We start from the raw sequence: 4,639 nt of genomic DNA, 5'->3' as shown, positions 1-4,639 counted from the left end.
ATCGCGGACAGGGTCCGCTCCTACGAAAAACATCGCCGGGGCTTTGAACGTTTGATGGTTTTCGTAGGAGCCGTCCCACGGCTGGCCATGCAGGCGATTTCCATCTTCGAGCGTGGCGGTGCATGAACGACGCACGCATTGCGGACGTGGTCCGCTCCCACGGGGTCCGCTCTCACGGACTTTCGCCGGTTGGTCGGTCGGGATGTATTGCTTCAGGACGCCCGGCGACGTACTGCGGCACCGATCAGGGCGATGCCGCCCAGCAGCATCGCCCAGCTGGCGGGTTCAGGTACTGCAGGGGCGAACTGCGATGTGCCGTCGAGCGGTATCCACCAGGTGCCGCTCAGCGTGCCGACGGTCGGGTCGAAGCCGTCGTACACGACGTCATCGATGCGAAATGCGCCATAGGCGCCGTTGCGCCGCAGCACGATGAAGTCGCCGACGCCATTGGTGGCGCACGCGGCGTCGCACAACGGGCCGACAAAGAGTGTGGTGAAGCTGAGCAGCGAGGCATCACCGATCTGCTCGACCGCACTGACGCCGGGCGCCACGGCAATCTCGTTTCCGCTGCCGTACAGGTAGGCGCGATCAAAGGTGTTCACGCTCCACCCGAATTCGAAGTTGAAGCTGTCCATGCCGATGTAGATCAGCATCGGTTCCTCGACCGGTCCGGTATCGCCGGACAGCAGTTCGGCGTGAACGGGGGAGGTGGTCAGCGCGAGGGCCGTAGCACTGGCGACAAGCAGGTGGCGGATAGGCATGGGTAGGCTCCGGGTTGAGGCGACTGGACAAGCACAAGCACTTGGCGTGCCAAAGTTCGCCATCCCCTGAGAGCCCTTGCCGCACGGGGCGATGCGCCGCGCAGGCTGGTCGGCGCATGGGATCAGTGTAAAAGGCGTCGACAGTCTACAAAGCGCAGCCGCCGCGCTGCGGCTGCGTGTCAGCGCACCATGCCGTCTTGCACCCGGCTCGATTGCGACATCCAGCGGGAGCGGCCCCTGTGCGGCGTCCTCGCCGCGATACGCACGCTGCAATGTGGCCATCAAGGCACTGATCGCGGCGGGGACGCCGCTCACAGCGTGCGCGGGCGGGCTCGAGCGCAGCGAGCGGGCACAGGAAGAGCGCACCGATCTGCTGTTGATGGCGCTCCTGGCCAGGTGCGGAATGAATGCGCACCGAAACCAGTCTGCCGTGGCAGCATGTGATGGTGTTCCGCAAGACGCGATGAGCCGTTTCACCTGCGCCCTCCCGGAAAAGCACTTTTTCCACCCTTTCTGCATATATGTATACGCAATCCGACCTGAATCCCGCTGCGCGGCGCCTGCTGACGCTGGCTTCGCTGGCCGGCGCACTGGCCGTCATGACCGGCGCCTTCGGCGCGCATGCGCTGAAGGCCAGGCTGACGCCCGATCTGCTGGTCGTCTGGCAGACCGCCGTGCAGTACCACTTCTGGCATGCGCTGGCGCTGGGCCTCATCGGCGTGCTGACGCAGTTCCGGCCGGAAAGCCGTGCGCTGCGCGCTGCCGGCTGGCTGATGGTGCTGGGCCTGCTGTTGTTCAGCGGCAGCCTGTACGCGCTTGCGCTGACCGGCCTGCGCGGCCTCGGCGCAGTGACGCCGCTGGGCGGGCTCGCATTCATCGGCGGCTGGCTCACGCTGGCCTGGGCCGTCTGGCGACGCTGAATCGGCCGGGACGTCCGCGGTGCAGCCGGGCGGTACGGTGCCGCGGATGACCCTGCAGTCGATGTGCCAATCTATGCACAACGGCGTATTCTTCGCGCCGGTGACAACTTCCCGGTTCTGGTGTGGTGCGGCCTACCGACTGGTCTATACCCGGCTTGCAGCGCGGTGGTTCCGTTGGCTGGACGAGTCCCGCGGTTCGGCATCGAAAGATTGAAGGGTGAGCGGCATCGCGCTCAATCCCGGTATGCCGTCACGTGCCCTGCGCCTCTGGCTGATCGGCGCACTGGTCGTGTTCAATGTACTGGTGCTTGTGTTGTCCGCGCACTCGGTGCTGCAAAGTCGCAGGCAGCACGAACTGGAAGCGGAAACGCTGACCCAGAACGTCGCGATTGCGCTCGACCAGACGCTGACGAACAGTATCGGCAAGATTGAATTTGCGCTGCGCGTCGTGGCTGACGAACTCGAGCGCGAGCTGGGCCACGGCATCATCGACGCACCGCGGATGAACGAAATGCTCGATCGCCATGCCGGGCGCCTGCCCGAGCTGGACGCGTTTCGCGTGGCTGACGCCGACGGTGTGGTCATTCTGGGCAGAGGGGGCAGCGATGGCGTGCGCGCCAGCTGGGCTGACCGCGACTATTTCGCGCGCCACCGCGAACAGGCCGACGACGCGATACAGGTGTCGAAACCGATCGTCGGCCGCGTTGCACAAAAATACATCGTGGCTTTCACCCTGCGCTACAACTACCCGGACGGTCGCTTTGCCGGCGTGATCGCAACCTTCATTGCAGTCGATCATTTCGCTCAGGTGATGAGCCGCTATGACCTCGGGCCTCATGGTTCGCTGATATTGCGTGATGCCGAGCTCGGCCTGATCGCCCGCCAGCCATCGATACCGGATACGCCGGCCGGCCAGATCGGGAATCGTGGTGTATCGCCCGAAATGATGCAACTTTACGACCAAGGCGCGGGCGTCAAGACCTACTACACACCGGTCGGCGCCGACGGTTACGCACGCATTGCGACCTTGCGGCGCATGGAAAGCGTACCGATGGTGGTGGTGGCCGCCACCGCGAGCGATGATTACCTTGCATCGTGGCGCGTTGAAACCTGGATCATCGTCAGCATGGCGAGCGGTTTTGCGCTGCTGTCGGCGCTGCTCGGCGGCGGCCTGCTGCGTCAGATCGGCGATGCGGAACGCAGCAGCCGGGCGCTCGCCGAGCGAAAGTCGCAACTGCAGACCCTGATCGAAGTGGTGCCCGATTCGATCCGCTTCAAGGATGCCAACGGCCGCTGGCTGATGGCCAACAGCGTCTGCCTGAAAAGTTTCGGTCTCGAGGGCGATGACTGGCAGGGGCACACCGATGCGGAACTGCTCGCCCGGCACCCGGCGCTGGCCGACCGGTTGGCTGAGGTGCGTGCGTACGAGGACGCGGCGTGGTCCGCCGGCGGACCGTTGCGCACCGAAGAACACGGCGCCGACGCCGACGGCCAGCCGACCTGGCATGAGGTAATCCGTGTGCCGCTGTTTGACGACGCACAGCAACGACGCGCCATGGTCGAGGTGGGGCGTGACATCAGCGAACGCAAGCGCGGCGAAATCGAGCTCGAACAGCATCGGCGCAAGCTTGAAGATCTGGTCGCGCAACGGACCGCCGAGCTGATCGACACCGAGGCACGCGCCATGCACATCGTGCAGTCGAGCGCGGCCGGCCTGTTCGGCGTGGATACGCAGGGCATCATCACCTTCGTCAATCCGGCTGCCTGCAGCATGCTGGGTTACCCGGCCGGGAAGTTGATCGGTACCTCGGGGCATGAGCTGTTCCACCACAGCCGACCCGACGGCTCGTCGTACCCGCTGAAAGAATGCCCGAGTCACAGCGCGCTGGTGTCGGGACGAAAACTGCGTGTTGACGACGAAGTGTATTGGCACGCTGATGGTCATGCCATTCCGGTCATGTATGAGGTGCACCCCATCGTGCAGCGCGGCAACATCACTGGCGCCGTCATCAGCTTCGTGGACATGAGCGCGCAGTACGCCGCGGCGCGGGCCGGCGAGCGCGCACTGGCGGCCGTCGAGCAACTGGCGCGCATGCGCAGCGAATTCCTCGCCAACATGAGCCATGAACTCCGCACGCCACTCAACGGCGTGCTTGGTTTTGCCGAAATCGGCCTGCGCAACCATCGCAACAGCGACAAGGCGCGCGAGGCATTCGAAAAGATCCAGACCTCGGGTATCCGGCTGCTCGGTGTCATCGAGGATGTGCTCGACTTTTCGAAGATCGAGGCCGGCAAGATGGTGATGGAACAGACGTCGGTCGATCTGCGGGAGGTCATCGAACAAGCGGTTGATCTGGTGCAGGTCCTCGCTCGGGCAAAGGGGCTCGAGCTGCGGGTCGAACGGGCGGCCGACCTGCCCGACACCTGCCTCGGCGACCCGATGCGCATCGGGCAGGTGCTGTTCAATCTGCTGTCGAATGCGGTCAAGTACACCGAGCGCGGCAGCGTCCAGCTGTCGGCGTCGTTGATCGACGGAAAACTGTCCTTCGTGGTGACGGATACCGGCATCGGCATGACCGCGTCGCAACTCGATCAGCTGTTCAATCCATTCCAGCAGGGTGACGGCTCGACCACCCGGCGTTTCGGCGGCAGCGGTCTGGGGCTGGCGATCTGCAAGCGCATGGCCGAGCTGATGCGCGGCCACATCGAAGTGCGCAGCGCGCCTGACGTCGGTACCACGGCCGAGTTCAGGTTGCCGTATCTGCCGGTCATCCGCGCACCGGCGGATCGTTGATTTTTTACCTGTAGACCGGGATCGCCTGCGGGGCAGGCTCCTACGAAAACCGCGAAGACTTCACAACTGGCGGCGTTTTTCGTAGGAGCGGACCCCGTCCGCGATGCGCACGTTGATCGCTTGACGTCGCGTGCGTTGAGACCGGATCGCCTGCAGGGCAGGCT

General features: G+C 64.6%; 3 protein-coding genes. 2 read left to right on the top strand and 1 reads right to left on the bottom strand.

What is annotated here, in order from left to right; translation table 11 throughout:
- Positions 1–212 precede the first annotated feature (212 nt).
- Entirely contained in the window at positions 213–761 is a 549-nt protein-coding gene (locus Q8Q80_RS14565) for a PEPxxWA-CTERM sorting domain-containing protein (protein ID WP_305633603.1), read from the bottom strand.
- A 521-nt stretch (positions 762–1,282) separates the two neighbouring features.
- Here Q8Q80_RS14565 and Q8Q80_RS14560 point away from each other — a divergent pair.
- Both Q8Q80_RS14560 and Q8Q80_RS14555 read left to right on the top strand, forming a co-directional pair.
- Positions 1,283–1,681 carry a DUF423 domain-containing protein gene (locus Q8Q80_RS14560; RefSeq protein ID WP_371132772.1) on the top strand — a complete coding sequence of 133 codons (399 nt, stop codon included), beginning with the start codon at positions 1,283–1,285 and terminating at the stop codon, positions 1,679–1,681.
- Between the two features lie 244 nt (positions 1,682–1,925).
- Positions 1,926–4,475, top strand: a complete 2,550-nt coding sequence (locus Q8Q80_RS14555) for an ATP-binding protein (RefSeq protein WP_305633602.1) — start codon at positions 1,926–1,928, stop codon at positions 4,473–4,475.
- Positions 4,476–4,639: the final 164 nt, after the last annotated feature.

Origin of the sequence: Methyloversatilis sp., assembly GCF_030698125.1 — a bacterium.
Taxonomy (GTDB): domain Bacteria; phylum Pseudomonadota; class Gammaproteobacteria; order Burkholderiales; family Rhodocyclaceae; genus Methyloversatilis.
The sequence above is the reverse complement of the archived record's forward strand: the minus strand, read 5'-3'. Positions and strand labels throughout refer to the sequence as shown.

Coding starts and splice junctions, on each gene's coding strand:
- Q8Q80_RS14555 (WP_305633602.1), top strand. CDS start 1,926: ATGCCGTCACGTGCCCTGCGCCTCTGGCTGATCGGCGCACTGGTCGTG.
- Q8Q80_RS14560 (WP_371132772.1), top strand. CDS start 1,283: ATGTATACGCAATCCGACCTGAATCCCGCTGCGCGGCGCCTGCTGACG.
- Q8Q80_RS14565 (WP_305633603.1), bottom strand. CDS start 761: ATGCCTATCCGCCACCTGCTTGTCGCCAGTGCTACGGCCCTCGCGCTG.